This window comes from Oscillibacter sp. CU971 (assembly GCF_905219725.1).
Lineage (GTDB): Bacteria > Bacillota > Clostridia > Oscillospirales > Oscillospiraceae > Oscillibacter.
This window is the reverse complement of the sequence record NZ_CAJMXG010000008.1, coordinates 13,748-35,180: the sequence shown is the minus strand read 5'-3', so window position 1 is coordinate 35,180 and position 21,433 is coordinate 13,748. Positions and strand designations below refer to the sequence as shown.

At 62.3% G+C, this 21,433-nt stretch carries 18 protein-coding genes; 8 read left to right on the top strand and 10 right to left on the bottom strand.

The genetic code is table 11. The annotated features are described in order from the left end of the window. Both JX325_RS01560 and JX325_RS01555 read right to left on the bottom strand, forming a co-directional pair. A partial coding sequence (locus tag JX325_RS01560) for a hypothetical protein (protein WP_204789425.1) occupies nt 1-458 on the bottom strand: 458 nt, incomplete at its 3' end. After that, nucleotides 442-1,422: a M23 family metallopeptidase gene (locus JX325_RS01555; RefSeq protein WP_204789424.1), complete on the bottom strand. Its 981-nt coding sequence runs from the start codon at nt 1,420-1,422 to the stop codon at nt 442-444. The genes JX325_RS01555 and JX325_RS01560, both read right to left, overlap by 17 nt. A 248-nt stretch (nt 1,423-1,670) precedes the next feature. Here JX325_RS01555 and rpsT point away from each other — a divergent pair, with 248 nt between their 5' ends. The 4 genes from rpsT (at nt 1,671) to JX325_RS01535 (ending at nt 4,592) form a co-directional block, all read left to right on the top strand. Beyond that, a complete protein-coding gene (gene rpsT / locus JX325_RS01550; RefSeq protein WP_204789423.1) occupies nt 1,671-1,934 on the top strand; it encodes a 30S ribosomal protein S20 in 264 nt (87 codons plus the stop codon). Nucleotides 1,935-2,050: 116 nt separating this feature from the next. Beyond that, nucleotides 2,051-2,854, top strand: coding sequence for a TatD family hydrolase (locus JX325_RS01545; protein WP_204789422.1), 804 nt, complete (start codon nt 2,051-2,053; stop codon nt 2,852-2,854). Nucleotides 2,855-3,714: 860 nt separating this feature from the next. Further along, entirely contained in the window at nt 3,715-4,335 is a 621-nt protein-coding gene (locus JX325_RS01540) for a TatD family nuclease-associated radical SAM protein (RefSeq protein WP_204789421.1), read from the top strand. 17 nt (nt 4,336-4,352) lie between these two features. Continuing rightward, nucleotides 4,353-4,592 carry a GlsB/YeaQ/YmgE family stress response membrane protein gene (locus JX325_RS01535; RefSeq protein WP_204789420.1) on the top strand — a complete coding sequence of 80 codons (240 nt, stop codon included), beginning with the start codon at nt 4,353-4,355 and terminating at the stop codon, nt 4,590-4,592. 50 nt (nt 4,593-4,642) lie between these two features. On the opposite strand, the gene JX325_RS01530 is transcribed toward JX325_RS01535, so the two are convergent. The 6 genes from JX325_RS01530 to JX325_RS01505 form a co-directional block, all read right to left on the bottom strand. Further along, nucleotides 4,643-5,041: a VOC family protein gene (locus JX325_RS01530; RefSeq protein ID WP_204789419.1), complete on the bottom strand. Its 399-nt coding sequence runs from the start codon at nt 5,039-5,041 to the stop codon at nt 4,643-4,645. A 151-nt stretch (nt 5,042-5,192) separates the two neighbouring features. Further along, a complete protein-coding gene (locus tag JX325_RS01525; protein ID WP_204789418.1) occupies nt 5,193-6,449 on the bottom strand; it encodes an acetyl-CoA C-acetyltransferase in 1,257 nt (418 codons plus the stop codon). Between the two features lie 282 nt (nt 6,450-6,731). Continuing rightward, nucleotides 6,732-7,736, bottom strand: a complete 1,005-nt coding sequence (locus JX325_RS01520; RefSeq protein ID WP_204789417.1) for a peptidylprolyl isomerase — start codon at nt 7,734-7,736, stop codon at nt 6,732-6,734. 100 nt (nt 7,737-7,836) lie between these two features. Further along, on the bottom strand, nt 7,837-11,337 hold the full coding sequence (mfd, locus tag JX325_RS01515) for a transcription-repair coupling factor (RefSeq protein ID WP_204789416.1): 3,501 nt from the start codon (nt 11,335-11,337) through the stop codon (nt 7,837-7,839). Between the two features lie 18 nt (nt 11,338-11,355). Beyond that, nucleotides 11,356-11,943, bottom strand: coding sequence for an aminoacyl-tRNA hydrolase (gene pth, locus JX325_RS01510; protein ID WP_204789415.1), 588 nt, complete (start codon nt 11,941-11,943; stop codon nt 11,356-11,358). Between the two features lie 121 nt (nt 11,944-12,064). After that, nucleotides 12,065-13,021, bottom strand: coding sequence for a ribose-phosphate pyrophosphokinase (locus tag JX325_RS01505; RefSeq protein WP_204789414.1), 957 nt, complete (start codon nt 13,019-13,021; stop codon nt 12,065-12,067). Between the two features lie 900 nt (nt 13,022-13,921). Here JX325_RS01505 and JX325_RS01500 point away from each other — a divergent pair. From JX325_RS01500 to gpmI, 4 genes are all read left to right on the top strand, one after another. Next, nucleotides 13,922-14,425, top strand: a complete 504-nt coding sequence (locus JX325_RS01500; RefSeq protein ID WP_204789413.1) for a tRNA (cytidine(34)-2'-O)-methyltransferase — start codon at nt 13,922-13,924, stop codon at nt 14,423-14,425. Nucleotides 14,426-14,482: 57 nt separating this feature from the next. After that, nucleotides 14,483-15,751, top strand: coding sequence for a phosphoglycerate kinase (gene pgk, locus JX325_RS01495; protein ID WP_204789412.1), 1,269 nt, complete (start codon nt 14,483-14,485; stop codon nt 15,749-15,751). Nucleotides 15,752-15,907: 156 nt separating this feature from the next. Then, nucleotides 15,908-16,681 (top strand): triose-phosphate isomerase, encoded by a 774-nt coding sequence (tpiA, locus tag JX325_RS01490; protein WP_204789411.1) that lies wholly within the window; start codon nt 15,908-15,910, stop codon nt 16,679-16,681. 161 nt (nt 16,682-16,842) lie between these two features. After that, entirely contained in the window at nt 16,843-18,360 is a 1,518-nt protein-coding gene (gene gpmI, locus JX325_RS01485) for a 2,3-bisphosphoglycerate-independent phosphoglycerate mutase (RefSeq protein WP_204789410.1), read from the top strand. A gap of 48 nt (nt 18,361-18,408) precedes the next feature. Here the strand turns inward: gpmI and yihA are convergent, their stop codons facing one another. Further along, nucleotides 18,409-18,996: a ribosome biogenesis GTP-binding protein YihA/YsxC gene (yihA, locus tag JX325_RS01480; protein WP_204789409.1), complete on the bottom strand. Its 588-nt coding sequence runs from the start codon at nt 18,994-18,996 to the stop codon at nt 18,409-18,411. A gap of 12 nt (nt 18,997-19,008) precedes the next feature. Then, nucleotides 19,009-21,405, bottom strand: coding sequence for an endopeptidase La (lon, locus tag JX325_RS01475; RefSeq protein WP_204789426.1), 2,397 nt, complete (start codon nt 21,403-21,405; stop codon nt 19,009-19,011). Between the last annotated feature and the right edge of the window lie 28 nt (nt 21,406-21,433).

The window sequence follows — 21,433 nt, the reverse complement described above, 5'->3', positions numbered from 1 at the left end:
CTCCTGGGCGGCGGGCCCGCCGCCTCCCCTGCCGCCGGGCCCGCCGCCCAGGAGACCAGCAGATACAGCGCCCGCCCTCCGTCTAAGGGCCGGACCGGCAGCAGATTGAAGGCACACAGCACCAGGTTTGCCCCCACGGCGGCGGGCCAGCGCTCTCCTCCCAGGGCCGTCAGGACCAGCGCCGCCAGAAGGTTGGCGGCGGGGCCCGCCAGCACCGCCGCCAGCTCCCCGCCGTAGGACAGCCGCCCGCTGTCCACCTCCATTGCCGCCCCCAGGACGCTGAGCCGCAGCGCCGCCGCCTTCGCTCCTAAAAGATGAAGGACGGTCCAGTGTCCCAGTTCATGGAACGCAGCAGCTCCCAGCACGGTGACCAGGGGCTCCCAGCCGTTGGCCAGAACAAACCAGGCCGTCAGCAGGACAAAGCCGCCGGTAACCTGAACCCTACAGGGATGAGACATAGTAAATGGGATTCAGGTAAGTTCCCTCCCGCTGGAGTTCAAAGTGAAGATGGGGCCCGGTGGNCATGCCGGTTTCCCCTACCTCGGCGATTTTCTGCCCCCGCTTCACCGCTGCTCCAGAGGAGACCGTGATGCGGCTGCAATGGGCGTAGAGGGTGGAATATCCCCTCTCGTGCGCTACGACGCAGTAACGCCCATAGCTGCTGCTGTCCCCCACGGCGNTGACGGTGCCGTCGGCAAAACAGCGCACCTCCGTCCCCGTATCCGCCGCCAGGTCCACCCCGTAGTGGAACCGCTCTTCCCCCTCCGTGGGGTGCTCCCGATAGCCGAAGTCAGAGCTGAGCGTTCCCCCCGTCACCGGAGTGCAGAAGTCAAAGCCCAAGCGGTCCTGCTCCATGCTGACGCCCTCGGGGAGATTCTCCTGGGAGTAGAGCACATAGGCCAGATTCGAGGCCGACTGGATTCCACCCGTCCCTTCTGCTTCCGTTTCTGTTTCCGCCGCCTCCGCCTGGGATGGCGTTTCCGGGCGGAAGCGCCGCAGGACCTCCAGCGCCGCGCCGTCCCGGAGCTGCACCGCCCGGGCGGTCATCTTTGACGGGCTGTCCGCCGGGGAGAGCGNCCCGGTCTGGACGGCTCCCTCCTCAGGNNGGAATACCGCCTGATAGACACCCGCAACGCTTTCCTCTCCCGAAAAGGCCCGGCCCACGGCGGAGAAAACCGCCTGCACGTCCATATTCCGCTCCATGGCAGCGGAGAGCTTCTCATTGAACGCCTCCATCCGCGCCGGAAGCAGCAGCTTTGCTGCCACCAGCGCCACAAAAATGCCGCCGCAAGCCACCAGCCGCAGCATCAGCCGCAGATCCTTTGCCTCCAGCGGCTCACTTTTTCGGGTCCCGCCTCGGATGCTCCGGGTCCTGCGCCGCGTATTGGCGGCAATCCGCCGTCCCGCCTGCCTTGAAGTCATATCCGTCCCTCCTTCTGGAGTTTTACACAGCTTGTTTGACTCCATTTTATGAGCTTGCCCCCGGAAAAATGCCGGGAAATCCGCGCGGCGGCCCTCCGGCGGACAGGGTTTCCTCCCTCCTCTTGATAATCTTATGAAAATATGAAAAAAAACCCTTNCTTTTTGGAGCTTTCCCTGCTAAAATATAGGTCTGTACGGTAGGACTTGTCCTGCCCGCATGAANTCTACGGCCAAAGGAGGTGTTTGGTTTGCCGAATATCNAGTCTGCCAAGAAGCGCGTTCTCATCGGNNAAGCGAGGAACGCCCGCAACAAGGCCACGANATCCGATCTCAAGACTGCGATCAAAAAATTCGAGGCCGCGGCGGCGGAGGGCAATCGCACCGATGCCGATGGCGCTTACAAGGTTGCGGTGAAAAAGGTCGATCAGGCTGTGGCGAAGGGTGTTCTCCACAAGAACGCGGCCGCTCACAAAAAGAGCGCCATGACCCTGAAGCTCAATCGGATCGGTTGATCCAACATATCCCCGCTCCCGGGGTATTGACGCTTCCGTGTGAATGCCCGGAGGCCGTCAGGCCAAAAGGGCATCCGTTCGGATGTCCTTTTTGTTTTGCCAGGAGGTGCTTTTCCATGCCTATTTTTGATACCCACGCCCACTATGATTCCAATGGGTTCGCCGCCGACCGGGACGAAATCCTCTCCGCCCTCCCTGCCGCCGGGGTTGGGCTGGTGGTAGATCCCGGCTGTGAGCTGGAGAGCTCCCGGGCCGCCCTGGCCCTGGCGGAGCGGTATTCCTTTGTCTATGCCGCCGTTGGCATCCACCCTTCCGACTGCGCCGGGACGGGCGAGGCGGAATTTGCCGCCCTCCGGAAGCTCTGCGGCCACGAAAAAGTGGTGGCCGTGGGAGAAATCGGCCTGGATTACTATTGGAAGGACAACCCTTCCAAGGAGTTCCAGCAGACGGTCTTCCGGCGGCAGATTGAGCTGGCGATTGAGCTGGATCTGCCCGTCATCGTCCACGACCGGGAGGCCCACGGGGATTCCCTGGCCATCGTGCTGGACTATCCCGAGGCGCGGGGGGTGTTCCACTGCTTTTCCGGCAGTCCTGAGATGGCGGAGGAGCTTTTGAAACGGGGATGGTTCTTGGGCTTCGACGGGCCCATCACCTACAAAAACGCCCAGAAGGCCCCGGAGGTGGCCGCCGTCACGCCGCTGGATCGCATCGTGGTGGAGACGGATTCCCCCTACCTCTCCCCGGCCCCCCTGCGGGGGAAGCGGAATGACAGCCGGAATTTGTCCTATATCATTGAGAAGCTGGCGGAATGGAAGGGCGTGTCCCCGGAAGAGATGACCCGGATCACTTGGGAGAACGGGCTGCGGTTATTTCCGAAGATTGGGGCATTCTACAAGGAGGAAACTGGATGTACCGAATAATTCCCCTGCTGTTGATGCTGGTAGTGCTGACGGCCTGCGGCGCGAAACCGGAAACCGTTATGGAAGTTCTGGAGGTCCCGGCTTTTGCCCTGCCGGAGACGGCGGAGGCCGAACCCATTTCCTCAAAGGCCGCCGTCACCGAGGGCCGGGCCCCGGCGGAGGACTATGACCTGCCCCTTCCGCGGGAATTCAGTCCAGAGAACAGCCGGATGCCTTATGACATAGACGGCTGGCTGCGAGGGGGGACCATCGGCCTTCTAGCGGAAGCGCCCGAAGCAGGCGCAGCCTTTTACGGCTTGCCTTATTCGGAGAATGCCCACGAGACCGCCCTCATCCGCTGGGGGGACAGCCTGGCGGAATTCGACTGGGACTTCCTCACGCCCCGCCGGTTCCTGCCCCGCATGGCTGTAATGGACCTGGACGGCGACGGGAAAGACGAGCTGATTGTCCTCACCTACGTAGGCAGCGGCACCGGCGTTTCAATCTATGACCTGCATGTGTTGGAGAAAAATCCGGACGGAACCCTGACAGATTACGCCATGCCGGGGAGCCTCTGGCAGGAAAGGCTTCCGCCTCTGCTGAGGTTTGTCCAGACAGATGGAAGAAACTTCCTAATTTTGGGTCGNGAGCTTCTGGAAATCGATATGGAGCACGTTTTGGAGGGCCAGATGGAGCCCTCCGCCGGATGGATTGCAAACTTCCGCCTTCTGCCGGAGGAGCATGCCATCCAGCTTTTGGGCGCGGTGGACCTTTGGAAGACCACGAACTACGTGGCCGATTATACCGCTGATGTCGGATACCGGAACGGCGTGTTTACTCTGTCCAGATTTCATCTGCAATAGGAAAAGGAGCAATATTTTATGGAAAAAGGCTTTACCATCACTTACGAATACGGTGACAATCTGTACGTCAACACCACAAACCGNTGCAACTTCAACTGTGAATTCTGCCTCCGGCACAACGGCCGCGGCGGCAGCATCTACACCNACAATCTGTGGCTGGAGCGGGAGCCCACAAAGGAGGAAATCCTGGCGGACATCGAAAGCCGGGACCTCGCAAAATACAAGCAGCTGGTTTTCTGCGGCTTCGGCGAACCCAGCTACCGCATCGACGATATCTGCTGGGTGATTGACCAACTCAAATCCAAGGGCAAAAAGCCCTTCACCCGCATGGACACCAACGGCACCGGAAACCTGATCCACGGCCGGGACANCTGCCCGGTCTTCGCCGGACGGTTCGACATGGTGTCCATCTCCCTGAACACCGACACGGCGGAGAAGTATGACGCCCTCTGCCATCCGGNCCAAACCGNGGCCTACGAGGCCATGAAGTCCTTTGCCAAGGAGCTCCGGCAGTATGTGCCCACGGTGATGATGACCGTGGTGGACACCATCCCCACGGAGGAGATCGAGAACTGCCGGAAGATCTGCGAGGAAGAAATTGGAGCGGTTNACCGGGTGCGNNAATATNTTGAAGACTGAGGAAAGGAAGCGTTCGCATGTTTCATTTACTAGGCTCTCTAATTATGGGTGCACTGGTGGGCTGGATTGCCGGGAGANTGATGGATGCCGGCGGCGGGTTTCTCCGCAACATCATCNTCGGCGTGGTAGGCTCTGCCGTAGGCAGCACCGTGTTCGGCCTGTTCGGCTTTTACGCCTACGGCTGGTTCGCCAATCTCATTGTGGACGTAGCAGGCGCATGCCTGTTCATCTGGGTGGCCCGGAAATTGTTCCGCTAAGCCGGTTATGCAGAAAGGGCTTTCACCATTAGGCGAAAGCCCTTTTTCCTTTACAGCATTTGCAAAAGCTCAATTTGCTCCCCGGAGNGGCCGGTGAAAAACCAGTTCTGCAAGCCTCCGAAGAGGTCCGGCAGGACCTTCTTCTCCGGTGTCAGGAAACTGTCCACTCCCGCCGCCCGGATTTCCGCCGCTGCCGCATCCAGGTCGTCTACCAGGATAGCGAAGTGGGGGACGTTCCCTTCCCCCATGGGCATGGCCCCAGGGCTCTGGATCAGCTCCAGCGTAATGCCGCCAAACAGCACCAAAGCCAGCTTCTTCTCTCCCGCCGGAGCGTTCACAGCGCCCCGGCCCCTTACTTCGCCGCCCAGATTTTCATAAAAGGCAATGCTCTTTTCAATATCCTGCGTATAAACAGCCGCATGGCCCAACCCTTGAAAATGTTCCCGCATTTTTATCTCTCCTTAACAGCCAAAGAGGGACCCGAAGGCCCCTCTTTGTAAATTCAGCAATTCCGCGCTGCCGCTCCGGCCCGGACGCCCTCCAGACAACCGGAGCGGGCGAACGCTCTTTTTGAATACTTTTTCTCTCCGAGAAAGAGTATCAGCACTTCTCAAAGACGGTGGCAACGCCCATGCCGCCGCCGATGCAGAGGGTNGCCAGGCCCTTCTTGGCCTCGGGGCGCTTCTGCATCTCATGGAGCAGGGTGACAATGATCCGCGCGCCGGAAGCGCCCACGGGGTGGCCCAGAGCGATGGCGCCGCCGTTGACATTGACCTTCGCCATGTCAAAGCCCAGCTCCCGGCCCACGGCGATGGACTGGGCCGCAAAGGCCTCGTTGGCCTCGATGAGATCGATGTCGTCAATGGTCACGCCGGCTTTCGCCATGGCCTGACGGGAGGCGGGCACGGGACCCACGCCCATGATCTTGGGGTCCACGCCGCCCTGGCCCCAGCCGATGAGCTTGGCCATGGGCTTCAGGCCGTATTTCTCCACAGCCTCGCCGGAGGCCAGAATGATGGCCGCCGCGCCGTCGTTGATGCCGGAGGCGTTGGCCGCGGTGANCCGCTGCTGGCCCTTGTCCTCGGTTTCCTTCTTGCCGGTGACCTCGAAGGTATGGACAACCTCGGGATTGGGGGACTCGGGACCCACGGGGAACGCGCCGCGGAGCTTCGCGATGCCCTCGGCGGTGACACCGNCCTTGGGATATTCGTCCTTCTTGAAGTCCACCATGTCCCGCTTGACCTTCACGGGGACGGGGACGATCTCGGCCTCAAACTTACCGGCAGCCTGGGCGGCCTCGGTCTTCTGCTGGGAGGCGGCGGCAAACTCGTCCTGCTCCTGGCGGGTGATGCCCCAGATGTCGTTGATGTTTTCCGCGGTGGTTCCCATGTGGTAGTTGTTATAGGCGTCCCAGAGGCCGTCCTTGATCATGGTGTCCACCAGCTTCTTGTCGCCCATGCGGGCGCCCCAGCGGGCGTCCATGGAGGCAAAGGGAGCGGCGCTCATATTCTCCGTGCCGCCGCAGACCACGATATCGGAATCCCCGGCCAGGATGGAGCGGGCGCCCTCGATGAGAGACTTCATGCCGGAGCCGCAGACCATGCCCACGGTGTAGGCGGGAACGGAATAGGGAATGCCGGCCTTGATGGAGACCTGACGGGCCACGTTCTGGCCCTGGGCGGCGGTGAGGATGCAGCCGAACATGACCTCATCCACATTCTCCGGCTTCACACCGGCGCGGTTCAGGGCCTCTTTGACCACGATCGCGCCCAGCTCCGCAGCGGGAGTGTTCTTCAGACTGCCGCCAAAGGAGCCGATGGCGGTACGGCAGCAGTTCACGACATAAAGATCTTTCATGATGTTCCTCCGTATTTGTAATATTTTGGCGGCTCGGCGGGCCGCCGGAGTCTCAACGGGCAAGGCGGGACGCAGATTGCCAATTTTTTGACAAGCCCGCTGACCGCCTTTCTCTGCGTATCATTATAGAGACTCCTCCCCGTTTCGTCAATGGTCTTTCGTCAGGTTTTACAATTTCGTTAAATCTTTGACAACATCAGGGCCGTTTTCGTCAAGGTGACGAAAATCCATCGTTTTCCAATCCCGCCCGGTCCCGCTTCCCGGTTTCAAGAAGCGGAGGGCTTACGTCTTCTCCGCCCGCAGCTCCGCCAGCGCCTGGTCAAAAGCAGCGGCGTCCAAGGTATCATAGGCCGGGGCGGTCTGGACCAGAGCTTCCTCAGCGGCGGCCTGGAGCAGGCGGTCAAAGGCCTCTCCCGCNAGGTCCTCCCCCTGGAAGACCAGACGGCGAAGTATGGAAAACCCCTCCTCCGACTCCAAAATGCCGGAGCACTGGCCCTCCTCCAGGGTCTGCGCCGCTTCCTCCAGCGCTGGGGGCAGGGTCCCGTCTCCCGGCAGAAGGGTCCGGGGGCCCGCCGCGTCGTCTCCCTCCGCCGCCAGGGCCGAAAAGGCCGCCGCCGGGTCCTCCGCGCTGTTGAGGCGGGAGAATACCTCCGCCGCCTTCTCCCGGGCCGCCTCCCGGTCCTCCCCGGCGGAAATCAGAATACGGTCCACCGTCAGGCCGTCCGTNTTCGCCAGAAGGCTTGAAAGCTCGCTGCCCTCCGTCAGGCAGAGGTCGTAGAGCTTGGCGTAGAGCATCCCCACCTCCGACAGCTCCTCGGAGCGGAGGCGATCCAGCCCCAGGGCCGCCAGTTCCTTTAAGTACGCCTCTTCCCCGCCGCGGGCCGCGGACTGCTCCTCCCAGGTCTCCGCCAGGGCCGCCCGCTCCCGCTCGCTGAGGGCGCAGCCGNNCTGCTCCGCCCAGTTCTCCACCGTGGCGTAGAGGGCCGTGTTGGCCAGGGCCTGGTCCTTGGNGTAGTCCGCCAGGGTGCCGCCGGGGACCGGGGTCTCCCAGTCCAGGGACAGGCCGGCGTCCTTGTACTTNTCCCGGACCTGGTCNCAGGTGAAGGCCAGCCAATAGNGATACCGCCAGGCGGGGACCTCCCGGCCGTCCACGGTCAGCAGGACCAGCTCCTCCCNCAGATCCGCCGCCCGGCCCAGCAAGGAGGCGTTTTTCTCCTCCCCTTTCACCGCGCAGCCGCTGAGTCCCAGGCATAGAGCCAGGCCCAGCGCCGCCATCCGTTTCCGCATCGCTCCCACTCCTCCCATCATGAGGTTGTCCCAACTATTATATTGGGANGGAACGGAAGATATGACAACACGGGGGATCTGTCTTCAGATCCCCCGCGTTTTACGCCTGGGTTTGCAGCTTCAAATCCTCCACCAGCTCCATGGCGCTCTCCAGCGCGTCCGCGCCGGGCTTCAGCTTCAGCTTCAGGGCCGGGTCCTCTCCGGCGGCCACGGACAGGCGCTGGCGGTACTTGTTCAGTCCGCAGACCTTCACCACCGCCTCCGGGCGGAACACTGCCATCTGGAAGCGGAGGACGTCCTTCTTCTGGGTAATGTCCGACACCCCCGCCTTGGCCGCCGCCGCCCGCAAAAGGGCCACGTCCAGCAGGGCCAGCACCGGCTTGGGAGCCTCCCCATAGCGGTCCAAAAGCTCGTCCAGCAGGTCCGACGCGTCGTCGTTGGAGCGGATAGCGGCGATGCGGCGGTAGAGGTCCATCCGCTGCTCCGGGGAGGAGACGTAACGCTCCGGGATGTTGGCGTTGACGGTCAGGTCGGCGGAGCACTCCGTTTCGATCTGCCTCTCCTCGCCCCGCTCCTCCAGCACGGCCTCCTCCAAGAGCCTTAAATAGAGGTCATAGCCCACGCTCATGAGATATCCGGACTGCTCCGGGCCCAGGAGATTCCCCGCCCCCCGAATCTCCAGGTCCCGCATGGCGATGCGGAAGCCGGAGCCAAACTCCACGTACTCCCGGATGGCCGAAAGGCGCTTGGCTGCAATCTCCTGGAGGACCTTCCCCTTTCGGAAGGTCAGGTAGGCGTAAGCCCGCCGGGCGCTGCGGCCGATGCGGCCCCGGAGCTGGTGGAGCTGGGCCAGGCCCATTTTGTCCGCGTCCTCTACGATAAGCGTATTGACGNTGGAGATGTCAATGCCCGTCTCTATGATGGTGGTGCAGACCAGCACGTCCGCCTCTCCCTCCACCATGGCCCCCATAACGGCGGACAACTCCTGCTCGCTCATCTTCCCATGGCCGGTGACCACATGGATCTCGGGTCCCAGCATCTTTTGAATGCGGGAGGCCGCGCGGTCAATGCTCTCCACCCGGTTGTGAAGGTAGTAAATCTGCCCGCCCCGGTCAAGCTCCTTCCGCATGGCGTCCTCCAAAANGGCCCAATCGTGCTCCAGCACATAAGTCTGGACCGGCTGGCGATCCGCCGGGGGCTCCTCGATGGCGGACATGTCCCGGAGGCCCGACAGGGCCATGTTCAGCGTCCGGGGAATGGGCGTGGCGGACAGGGTCAGCACGTCCACCTGACGGCTCATCTCCTTCAAGCGCTCCTTGTGGGTGACGCCGAAGCGCTGCTCCGCGTCGATGATGAGCAGCCCCAGATCCTTGAATTCCATGCCCTTTTGCAGCAGCTTGTGAGTACCGATGAGAAGATCCACCCGGCCCTCCTTCGCCAGCTCCAAAATACGCTTTTGGTCCTTGGGCGGCGTGAAGCGGGACAGCACCTCAATCCGCACCGGGAAATCCCGGAAGCGGCCCATGGCCGTGGCGTAGTGCTGCTGGGCCAGGACGGTGGTGGGCACCAGAATGGCCGCCTGCTTCCCGTCCAGCACGCACTTCATCACCGCCCGGAGGGCCACCTCCGTCTTGCCGTAGCCCTCGTCGCCGCAGAGGAGGCGGTCCATGGGCCTCGGGCGCTCCATGTCCTTCTTGATTTCCGCGATGGNCCGGAGCTGNTCGTCCGTCTCCGCGTAGGGAANCGCCTCCTCAAACTCCTGCTGCCAGGGGGAGTCCTGGGAAANGGCGANGCNGGGACAGCGCTGGCGCTCNGCGTAGAGCTTCGTCAGGCCCTTGGCCAGGTCCTTGACGGCCTTCTTGGCCCGGGTTTTCTGCTTGGCCCACTCGGTACCTCCCAGCTTGTTCAGCTTCCGGCTGCTCTCGCCGTCCTCCCCGCCGCCGATATACTTGCCTACCAAATCCAGCGCCGTGGCGGGGACGTAGAGGCAGTCCCCCCCGGCGTAGTCAATTTTAATATAGTCCTTCTCCACGCCGTCCACCGGCATCCGCTGGATGCCCGCGAAGCGGCCTACACCGTGGTGAGCATGGACCACCAGATCCCCCGGCTTCAAGTCGGTATAGGACTGGATTTTCTGGCGGTTGGAATCCTTTTTGGGCCGCGCCCGCTTCCGGGAGGGGGCGATGAGCTGCCCCTCCGTCAGCACCGCCAGCTTCAGGGCCGGCCACTCGCACCCGGCGGAGAGGGCTCCCACGGATATCCGCACTTCCCCGGGGCCCGGCATGGCGGTTCCCTTGATATCCAGGGCGGCGGGAATCCCCCGNNCCGAGAGGAGATTGTGCAGATTTTTCGCCCGCGTCTCCCCGCCGCACAGCAGCAGCACGGCGCTGCCGCTCTCCCGGTACTGCTCCAAATCCGTGACGGCGGTCTCCAGGCTGCCGCCGTAAGAGCTGAGCTGGCGGGCGTTGACGCTCAANATGCCCTTGGGTGGGTATGGATAGCGGGAAGTGGGCAGAGCCCCCGCCATGATCACCGGGAAGGCCTCCAAGGCGGCGTAAAGCTCCTCGGCGGAGAGGAGCAGCTTCGCGTAGTCCCCCGCTAAAATCCCGGCCTCCATTAAAGTCTCCAGGTCCTGCCGGTTTTGGAGCAGCGCGCCCTTCACCCGCTCGTCCACCCGGCCCGCCTCGCAAAGGAACACCAGGGCGTCCTGGGGCAGATAGTGGACTCCGGCGGCGGCTTTAGGATAGACGGCGGTCAGATAGCGGTCCATTCCCTCCGGGACGGAACCGTTTTTCAGGCGCTCACCGTCCTCCCGGAGATGAGCGGCGGCGGGAGAGCCCTTTTTCTCCAGCTTTCCGGCCAGGGCCAGGAGCTTCTCCCCCAGGCCCTCCAGTCCTCCCTTTGCCTGCCGGGGCAGGACCTCGGCGGCGGGGAGAATCAGGGCGGAATCCAGGTTCGCCGTCCGCCGCTGGGTACCGGGGTCAAAGGCCCCCATGGAGTCGATTTCATCGTCGAAGAACTCACAGCGGACCGGCTGGTCCATCAGGGGGGAGAACACGTCCAGAATGCCGCCCCGGAGGGCAAACTGGCCCACGCCCTCCACCTGCTGGCAGCGGACATACCCGGCGGAGAGAAGCCGGTCCGGCAAATCGCTCAGATCCAGACGCTCTCCCACCCTCAAAATGACGGACAGATCCCTCAGCAGTTCCGGAGGCATGGTCCGGGCCATCAGGGCGTCGGCGGTGGCCACAACGGCCCCGGGAGCGCCCTGGGCCATGGCGTACAGCGCCGCCAGGCGGCCCCGCTCCCAGTCCCGGGAGGACACCGCCCCGGGGCGGAGCCGCCACTCCCGGCTCAGCAGCGTCACCGGAGCTTCGCCCAGCAGGGCCTCCAAATCCCCGGCCAGTTGCCGGGCCTCCCCCTCGTCGCCGCAGACAAAGACCGCCGGACGGCCCGCCGCCCGAGCCGCCGCCGCGCCCAGGCAGGCCCGCTGTACGGGCTGGAGGCCCGTCACCGCGGCGGGACAGCCGCCGTCCTCCACCCGGCGGAGCAGCTCCCCCGCCTCCGGAATGGTCATCAGTTTTTCCAGCAGATGCTTCATGGCAAAAACCCTTTGCAGTCAGTTAAAATCGTTCATGGCCCTCTGGCAGCCGTGCTCAATGACGCACGCCGCCGCCTCGATGGCCCGCCGGAAGGCTTCCAGAAGGACCTCCCGCTCTTTCTGGGAGGGGACGCCGATGACCCAGTCGATCATGCCGTCCTTGTCCTCCGGGGCCCCGGTGCCGATTTTGATTCGGGGAAAGTCCTGGGTGCCCAAGTGGGCGATGATGTTTTTGATGCCGTTGTGCCCCCCGGCGGAACCGGTGGGCCGTACCCGCAGCTTTCCCACGGGAAGGGCCACGTCGTCGTAAATCACCAGCACATNNTCCGGGGGGATTTTATAAAACTGCGCCGCCTCCCGCACCGCTTCGCCGGAGAGGTTCATGTAGGTCTGAGGTTTCATCACCAGGCACCGGGCCCCGGCGAACTCCATCAGGTTGTAGGCGGACTTGAACTTCACCTTGTTCAGCTTCACGCCCTTCTGCTCCGCCAGCAGCTCCACTGCCCGAAAGCCCATGTTGTGCCGGGTGTTCTCGTACTTCGTTCCAGGGTTCCCCAGCCCCGCGATCAGCCACTCCACGGAGGAGCCCTTATTTCCAAACAGCATATCGGTCCCGCCTTTCCAAAAAAATCAAAAATTCGACCATTCCGCACAACCCACGTAGGCGGGGAAGTACGACTTCCCCGCCTTGGATGGCTCTATTGTTTTATAGATGCGGACGCCGGCCTCAGCGGAACAGCTTGGAGATGGAAACCTCCTGATAGACCCGCTCGATGGCCTCGCAGAACATAGGCGCCACGGAGAGATACTTCACCTTGCTGCTCAGCTCCGGCTGAATGGCCGGGATGGTGTCCAGCAGGGCCAGCTCCTGAATGGGGCTGGCATTGATCCGGTCAATGGCCGGGCCGGAGAGCACGCCGTGGGAGGCACAGGCGTGGACGCTGTGGGCCCCATTGTCCATCAGGGCCTGGGCGGCATTGCAGAGGGACCCGCCGGTGTCCACCAGGTCGTCAAAGAGGATGCAGTCCCGTCCCTCCACGTCGCCGATGACATTCATGACCTCACAGTGGTTGGCCCGCTGGCGGCGCTTATCCACAATGGCCAGCTGCATGTGCAGCTTCTGGGCAAAGGCCCGGGCCCGGGAGACAGAGCCCACGTCCGGGGATACCACCACCATGTCCTCACAGCTGCCGCCAAACTTCTTGGCGTAGTAGTCCACGAAAATGGGGTTGCCCGCCAAGTTGTCCACCGGGATATCGAAGAAGCCCTGGATCTGGGCGGCGTGGAGGTCCATGGTCAGCACCCGGTCCGCCCCGGCGGCGGTGATCATGTTGGCCACCAGCTTGGCGGTGATGGGGTCCCGGGCCTTGGCCTTCCGGTCCTGCCGGGCATAGCCGTAGTAGGGAATGACGGCGGTAATGCGGCCTGCGGAGGCCCGCTTCAGCGCGTCGATGATGATGAGCAGCTCCATCAGGTTGTTGTTAACCGGGCTGCAGGTGGGCTGGACCACGAAAACGTCGCTGCCCCGGACGGTCTCATACAGGGAGACAAACACCTCACCGTCGGAGAAGGCGCCGACCTCGGCCTCTCCCAGCTTCGTGCCCATCTGCGCGCAGATTTCCTTTGCCAGCTTCAGGTTCGCGTTGCCGGAGAACACCTTGATATCTTTCCCGTGTGAAATCATATCCTAAACGCTCTCTTTCCATGACCGGGCCTCCGGTCATTTATTTTTTTGTCCAGCCNCGTCATTGGCCGGAGGAATTCACTTTTTTCTTTATCCCATTTCCTTTGGAGGCTTCCCTNTGCCGCAGCAGCGCCTCAATCTCGGCCACGGTGTCCGGCCCGTAGACCGGCAGCCAGCCGGAGACCAGCTCCGCGCCCTGCACGCTGTTGGTCATGTTCACCCGCCAGGTCTCCCGGAGTTCCCGGCCCGGCGCGGCGTAGGCAAAGCCCGGCCCCGCCTCCTCCATGGGGAACGCGGCCCTGGGAAGTACCAGCGTGGCGCCGTCCGTGTCCAAAAACGACTCCAGGTCCGTCCACTGCTCGGAAACNGCGGACTCCGGGGGCAGGATGCCCCGGGCTTCCTCCGCGAAGCGGGGGCCGCAGACAGCGAAAAGCCGCTGAACGCCTTCAGCCCGCNATCGGTCGCATACCCNGGATAGGATGGGACGGGACAGCACGGTTTCCAGCATCAGCGGCTTCAAGCCCGCCGGGACGGCGGCGTCTTCCTCAAAAATCAAAACAGCCTGTTTCGGACAACTCATGAACTCGCCCTCCTTTGCACATTTTTACTAAAGACAACTCCATTATAGCAAACTTTTGGGGAAAATCCAGTGGTTACGGTGAATTTGTCCCTAGAATTTTTTCCAAATTTTTTCCTGTCTCTTGTTCTTTTTTGTCAGAGCTCACGGAAAAAGAGAGAAAAGCCCCCAAATCTCCCGGCTTTTTTCGGCGTTTCGCAGAATTTGCTTTTTCCCCCTGGTATGTTTTAATCAAAAATGTAATTTTTTCAAAGAATGTAGTTGAATTTGTTAAGGTAATAGATTACAATAACACTATTCTGTGAAAAAGCGGGAGGGCCCCTATGCTGCACGTCGTACTGGTGGAACCGGAGATTCCCCAGAACTGCGGGAACATCGCCCGCACCTGCGCCGCCACCGGCTCCAGCCTCCATCTGGTCCGCCCCCTGGGCTTCGACATCTCCCAGGACGCCATCCGGCGGAACATGAAGCGCTGCGGCCTGGACTACTGGCACTTGGTGGAGGTTTCGGACTACGAGAATCTGGAAGACCTCTTCCGACGCCCTCCAGAGGCCGCGTCGGACCTTTGGCTCACCACCACCAAGGCTCCCCAGCCGTACACGGAGGCAGCATTCACGGAAGNCAGCTGGCTTTTCNTCGGCAAGGAGACCGCCGGGCNGCNCCTCCCCTTCCGGGAGCGGTTCCGGGAGCGCTGCGTCCGGCTGCCCATGGTGGACGAGGCCCGGNGCCTGAACCTGAGCAACGCCGTANCCGTATGCGTATACGAGGCCCTGCGGCAAAGCGGATTCCCCGGCCTTTTGGGTACGGGAGAAATGGCGCACCTATAATATGTTTAAACCGGCGTTCGCGCCGAGAAATAAGTTCTTTTTAGGAGGAGTCCTGAGATGAATTACAACAAGAAGACCGTCAAAGACGTAGAGGTGTCCGGCAAAAAGGTGCTGCTGCGCTGCGATTTCAACGTCCCCCAGGACAAGGAGACCGNCGCGATCACCAGCGACAAGCGCATTGTGGCCGCCCTGCCCACCATTCAGTACCTGCTGGAGCAAGGCGCCGCCGTTATCGCCTGCTCTCACCTGGGCAAGCCCGAGGCCAGCTTTGACAAATGGGTCAAGAAGCAGGCCGAAAAGGGCAAGGACCCCGCTTCCCTCACCGAGGAAAAGTGGAAGAAGTCCCTGGCGAAGCTGAGCCTGGCTCCCGTGGCCAAGCGCCTGGGCGAGCTGCTGGGCAAGCCCGTCTCTATGGCCGCCGACGTGGTGGGCGAGGACGCCAAGGCCAAAGCCGCCGCCCTGAAGCCCGGCGAGATTCTGCTGCTGGAAAACACCCGCTTTGAAAAAGGCGAGACCAAAAACGACCCGGAGCTTGCCAAGGCCATGGCCTCCATGGCGGAGGTCTACGTGTCCGACGCCTTCGGCGCGGTGCACCGGGCCCACGCCTCCACCGCCGGCGTGGCCGATTACCTGCCCGCCGTCTCCGGCTTCCTGATCCAGAAGGAGCTGGACTTCCTGGGCGGCGCCATCGCCAGCCCCAAGCGGCCCCTGGTGGCCATCCTGGGCGGGGCCAAGGTCTCCTCCAAAATTGGGGTTATCAACAACCTGCTGGAAATCGCCGACACCATTATCATCGGCGGCGGCATGTCCTACACCTTCTCCGCCGCCCAGGGCGGCAAGGTGGGCAACAGCCTGCTGGAATCCGACTGGATGGACTATTCCAAAGAGATGATCGCCAAGGCCGAGGCCAAGGGCGTGAAGTTCCTTCTGCCGGTGGACACCGTCTGCGGCGACAAGTTTGCTCCCGACGCCAAGAGCCAGCTCGNNNAGGCCGGGGAAATTCCCGANGGCTGGGAGGGCCTGGACATCGGGNCCGAGACGGTGAAGCTTTACTGTGACGCCGTGTCCGGCGCGNGCACCGTCATCTGGAACGGCCCCATGGGCGTGTTTGAGTTCCCCGCCTTCGCCAAGGGCACCGAGGCCATGGCCGAGGCCCTGAGCAAAACCTCCGCCATCACCGTCATTGGCGGCGGAGACAGCGCGGCGGCGGTGGAGCAGCTGGGCTACGCCGACAAGATGAGCCACATCTCCACCGGCGGCGGAGCCTCTTTGGAGTTCCTGGAAGGCAAAGAGCTGCCGGGCGTGGCGTGCCTTTTGGACGCCTGACGCCGTATTTTTGAGGAAAAAGTTCAGGANAAAGCACTCTGCGCCCTTGACTTTTTCCCTCAGTTCGGCTATATATTAGTTGATTGCTTTTTGCTTTCCCACGGGCCCTGACGCCCGCCATCTTGAAAACATAAATATAAAGGAGTTTTGAACATCATGAACCGCAGATATCGCAAAACCGTCATCGCCGGAAACTGGAAGATGAACATGACCGCCAGCGAAACCAAGAAATTTGCCGAGGAAATCCGCAAGATTATGCCCCGGGCCAAGTGGTGCGAAACGCTGATCTGCGTCCCCGCCTGCAACATCTCCACCGCTGCCAAAGCTTTCAAGGATCTGCGCATCTCCGTGGGCGCCGAAAACGTCTACTTTGAGGAGAAGGGCGCCTACACCGGCGAGATCTCCGCCGATATGCTGAAAGACCTGGCAGTCAAGTACGTCATCATCGGCCACAGCGAGCGCCGCCAGTACTTCGGCGAAACCGACGTCTCCGTCAATAAAAAAGTCCACGCCGTGCTGAACGCCGGTATGAGCCCCATCATCTGCGTGGGCGAAAGCCTGGAGCAGCGGGAGACCGGCATCACCAACGAGTGGATTGCCCTCCAAGTGAAGAGCGCCCTCTTCGGCGTGCCCGCCGACAAGCTGCGCCGCTGCATCATCGCCTATGAGCCCATCTGGGCCANCGGCACCGGCAAGACCGCCACCGCCGAGCAGGCCGGTGAGGTCTGCTCCAACATCCGCGCCACCATCCGCTCCCTGTACGGCGCCCGGGTGGCCCGGAGCGTCACGATCCAGTACGGCGGGTCCATGAACGCCAAGAACGCCGCTGAGCTCCTGGCCCAGCCCGACATCGACGGCGNACTCATTGGCGGCGCGGCCCTGAAGCCCGACCAGTTCGTGGAGATCATCAACGCGGCCAATCAAGAATGACTTCGTCTCAAAGGGGGGGACTCCGCCCCCCCTTTGGATTCCCCCACACCAGTGACATCAGTCACGGGTGTATGCGCCCAAGGCGCACGAATCGGGGAATTTTCCTGACGCACATGCCGTCAGGAAAATGATTTCAATTCTCCCCTGAGGAGGAGTATTTAATGAACANAACACCGACTACTTTGATCATCATGGACGGCTTCGGCACCGGTGGCGGAGAGACGGGAAACGCCGTCCAAACCGCCAAAACGCCCCGGCTGGACGGCTTCTTCCAGGAGTTCGCCCACACAACCCTCTCCGCCTCCGGGCTGGACGTGGGCCTGCCCGACGGGCAGATGGGCAACAGCGAGGTGGGCCACACCAACATCGGCGGCGGCCGGGTGGTCTTCCAGGACCTGCCCCGCATCACCCGCTCCATTGAGGACGGCAGCTTTTTCCAAAATCCCGCTTACCTCCACGCCATGGACACCTGTATGGAAAAGGGCTCCGCCCTGCACCTGTTCGGCCTTTTGTCCGACGGCGGCGTCCACTCCCACCTGACCCACCTCTTCGCCCTTTTGAAAATGGCCAAGGACAAGGGACTCACCCGGGTCTATATCCACGCTTTCCTGGATGGGCGGGACGTGTCCCCCACCTCCGGCGCGGGCTTTGTGGCCCAGACGGTGGAAAAGTGCGAGGAAATCGGCGTGGGCAAAATCGCCACGGTCATGGGCCGGTACTACGCCATGGACCGCGACAAACGCTGGGACCGGGTGGAGCAGGCCTATGACGCCATGGTCTACGGCGAGAGCCCCATCAACAACCCGGACCCCGTGGACGCGGTGAAAAAGTCCTATGAAAAGGGCGTCACCGACGAGTTCGTGGAGCCCGTGGTCTGCGATGCCGACGGCTCTATTTCCGACAACGACAGCGTGATCTTTTTCAACTTCCGCCCCGACCGGGCCCGGGAGATTACCCGGACTCTGGTGGACCCGGAGTTTGACGGCTTCACCCGGCAGTTCTTCCCCCTGACCTTTGTGTGCAACACGGAGTATGACGCCTCCATGCCCAACGTGGAGGTGGCCTTCCCCCGGGTGCTGGTGAATAACGGCCTGGGCGAATACCTCAGCAAAATGGGCATGACCCAGCTCCGCATCGCGGAGACGGAGAAGTACGCCCATGTGACCTTCTTCTTCAACGGCGGCAGCGAAACCGTCTTCCCCGGGGAGGACCGGGTGCTGGTTCCCTCCCCCAAGGTGGCTACCTACGACCTTCAGCCGGAGATGAGCGCCCCGGAGGTCTGCGAAAAATGTGTAGAGCGCATTGAATCCGGGGCCTACGACGTCATCATCCTGAATTTTGCCAACTGCGACATGGTGGGCCATACCGGAATTTTTGACGCTGCGGTCAAGGCGGTGGAAACTGTGGATACCTGCGTGGGCAAGGTGGTGGACGCCACCTTGAAAATGGGAGGCATCGCTATGATCACCGCCGACCACGGAAACGCGGAGCAGATGGTGGAGCCAGATGGAAGCCCCATGACCGCCCACACCACGAATCCTGTGCCCTTCATTCTCTGCGGCGCGGGGTCCGAGCTGCGGAGCGACGGAAGGCTTGCCGATATCGCGCCGACGATGCTGGATGTGATGGGCCTGGCCTGTCCGCCGGAAATGGACGGAAAAACCCTCATCGTGCAATAAGCAGCCTGTATAGAAAAAGAGCCGCCCAGCCGGGCGGCTCTTCTTTTTTTATTCTACAGCGGCGTTCAGAAGGCGGATGAGCTCCTCCTTCCCCGTTCCCTTCTCGGCGGAGAACGGCAGGAGCACGTCCTCCTCCCCCAGCTCCAGCGTCTCCCGAATCAAAGCCAAAGCTGGGTCAATCTGGCTCTTTTTCAGCTTATCCAGCTTGTTGGCCACTACAATCTCCGGACAGCCCGTCTCCCGAAACCAGCCGTGCATCGTCAAATCATTGGCCGTCGGCTTGTGCCGGGCGTCCACAATCAGCACGCCGGCGGTGATATGGGCCTCCTGGAAATAGCTTTCCATCAGGCGCCCCCAGCGCTCCTTCTCCGCCTTGGAGACTTTGGCATAGCCGTAGCCCGGCAGGTCCACCAGGTAGGCTTTCCCGTCCACCAGGAAGTAGTTCACCTGGGTGGTCTTCCCCGGGGAAGACCCCACATAGGCCAGGTTCTTCCGGCCCAGGAGCCGGTTGATCACCGANGACTTCCCCACGTTGGACCGGCCCGCAAAGGCAAACTGCGGCAAACCGTCCCAAAGGAACTGTTCCCTGGTCCCGGCGGAACGGACAAATTCCGCTTTTCCAAAATTGATAGACATCCTTCCCCTCCTTTACTGCCGGAGAACAGCGGCTTCTTTCTTTTCCCGGCCGATAGGGGGAAAGACCGGCGCTTCCTCACGAGCCGCCTCCGGCATGGGCACCAGCGCCGCGGCAAAGACTTGATCCACGGTCTCCACCGGAATGAAGTTCAGCGCCGCCCGGACCGTCTGGTCAATTTCCTCCAGGTCCCGGATATTGTCCTTGGGAATCAGCACCGTGCCGATACCGTTTCGCAGGGCGGCCATGGTCTTCTCCTTCAGCCCGCCGATGGCCAGCACCCGTNCCCGGAGGGTCACCTCTCCCGTCATGGCCAGGCCCGCCTTGACCTTCCGGTCCGTCAGNGNGGAGAGCATGGCCGTGGTGACGGCGATGCCCGNCGAGGGACCGTCCTTGGGCACCGCTCCCTCGGGGAAGTGGACATGGATGTCCTTGTTTTTATAAAACTCCGCTTCCACGCCCAGCACCGCCGCCCGGCTGCGGATGCAGCTCAGGGCCGCCTGGGCCGNCTCCTTCATCACGTNGCCCAGGTTTCNGGTGAGCTCCAGCTTGCCGGTGCCCTCGCACACANCGACCTCGACTTCCAGAATCTCGCCGCCGGTCNCCGTCCATGCCAGGCCGTTNACCACGCCGGTCTCCTNCCTCTCCGTATGGAGGGCGGGGGGATAGGGCTGGCAGTCCAGGAATTTCGGAAGATCTTCCTCCATTACCGTCACCCGCTTCGTCTCGCCGGAAACCAGCTTCATGTCCGTTTTCCGGCATAGGGCCGCAATGCGCCGCTCAAGCAGCCGGACGCCGGACTCCCGGGTGTAGTCCCGGATTACGGCCCGGAGCACATCGTCCCCCACCCGGAGGGAGGATTTCTTCAAGCCGTGCTCCGCCAGCTGCTTGGGCAGCAGATGGCGGCGGGCGATCTCCACCTTCTCCTCGTCGGTGTAACTGCTGAGGCGGATAANCTCCNTCCGGTCCAGCAGGGGCTGTGGAATGGTGTCCGTGGTGTTGGCGGTGGTAATGAACATCACCCGGCTCAAGTCCACGGGAATCTCCATATAGTGGTCCCGGAACGAATGGTTCTGCTCGCTGTCCAGCACTTCCAGCAGGGCCGAGGCCGGGTCTCCCCGGTAATCGTTCCCCAGCTTATCGATCTCGTCCAGCAGCAGCAGCGGGTTCATGGACCCGCCCCGGATGATGGCGTCAATGACCCGGCCGGGCATGGAGCCGATGTAGGTCCGCCGGTGGCCCCGGATGTCCGCCTCGTCCCGGACGCCGCCCAGAGAAAGCCGGGCCAGCTTCCGGTTCAGCGCCTTGGCAACGCTGATGGCAATGGAGGTTTTTCCCACCCCCGGCGGGCCCACCAGACATAAAATCTGCCCCTTGCCCTTGGGGTTCATCTGCCGGACGGCGATGGTTTCCAAAATCCGTTCCTTCACCTTCGCCAGGCCGAAATGATCCTTTTCCAGCACCTTCCGGGCGGCCTCCACGCTGACGCGCTCCCGCGTCTCTGTGTTCCAGGGCATCTCCAGGCATACATCCAAATAGTTTCGGATCACCGACGCCTCGGCGCTGCCATAGGGCTGGCGGGAGAGCTTCCCTGCTTCCTTCAGCAGGTGCTTCTCCGCCTCCTCCTCCAACTGCAGCTCCAAAATCTTGCGGCAATAATCCTCAACTTCATCCTCGTCGTCCTCCCCCAGCTCGTTCTGGAGGACCCGAATCTGCGTGCGGAGAATCTGGTCCCGCTGCGTGCGAATCAGCTGGTCCCGGATCTTGCCCTCCATCTCATGCTCAAAACCCAGGATGCTGCACTCCCTGGCCAGAAGGCCGTTCAGCTTCCGCATCCGGACGAAGGGGGCCAGCTCCTCTAGAATCCCCTGCTTATCCGTGTGCCGCAGGGGGATGTTCTGGGCAATGAAGTCCGCCAGATACCCCACGTCCCGGCCATCNATCACAGCGGTGACAATCTCCCCCGGAACCGATCCGGAAAGCTGGGCGTACTCGCTGAAGAGGCTCCAGGCTTGGCGAAGCAGGGCCTCTGCCCGGGGGCTNCTGGCTTCGGAGGNAACCTNCTCCNGCNGCACCTNAATATTGGCCTGCAAGTAAGGTGAGGACTGCCACAANCGCCGGAGGCGGGCCCGCCTCCGGCCCTCCACNATCACCCGGGCGGAACCGGAGGACAGGCGGAGAATCTGCCGGATGTGGGAGACGGTGCCAATTTGATACAGGTCCTTCTCCTCCGGCTGCTCCACTCCGATCTCCCGCTGGGTGACCAGGAAAACATCCTGCTCCCCCTCCATGGCCCGCTCCAGGGCCGCAATGGAGATGGGCCGCTCCACGTCGAAGGTCAGATTCATGTGAGGGAAGACCGTCAGACCGCGAAGAGCCAGCACAGGCATATTGATCGTAGCCGGTTCCATCGGCGTCATAGGATTCACGCTCCTTTCC

Excerpts from the sequence above, each read along its gene's own strand:
- JX325_RS01545 (WP_204789422.1), top strand. The coding sequence starts at position 2,051 with ATGCCTATTTTTGATACCCACGCCCACTATGATTCCAATGGGTTCGCC.
- JX325_RS01505 (WP_204789414.1), bottom strand. The coding sequence starts at position 13,021 with ATGATTTCACACGGGAAAGATATCAAGGTGTTCTCCGGCAACGCGAAC.